A 226-nucleotide genomic window follows, 5' to 3' on the forward strand; every position below is an offset into this window, starting at 1 on the left:
TATCAATCACAGATTATTTTCTTTCCGGTTTTGAGGGAGTATAACCCTCGCTTATATAGTGATGGGGCTGTAGCTCAGTTGGGAGAGCGCCTGCCTTGCAAGCAGGAGGTCATCGGTTCGATCCCGTTCAGCTCCACCAAAAGAATAGATATGCTCCTTGAAAACTGGATATTGCATGAAATTGCTAAGGATATTAACTGTAAGTACTTTTTAGTGACTACAGAAA

Annotated in this window: 1 tRNA gene; it reads left to right on the top strand. The window is 42.0% G+C overall.

Annotated elements, in window-relative coordinates:
* Positions 1-63 precede the first annotated feature (63 nt).
* Positions 64-139: transfer RNA gene (locus HPY31_RS28585), tRNA-Ala, on the top strand.
* Positions 140-226 lie beyond the last annotated feature (87 nt).

Origin of the sequence: Brevibacillus sp. HB1.3, from assembly GCF_013186635.1 — a bacterium.
Classification (GTDB): domain Bacteria; phylum Bacillota; class Bacilli; order Brevibacillales; family Brevibacillaceae; genus Brevibacillus; species Brevibacillus brevis_D.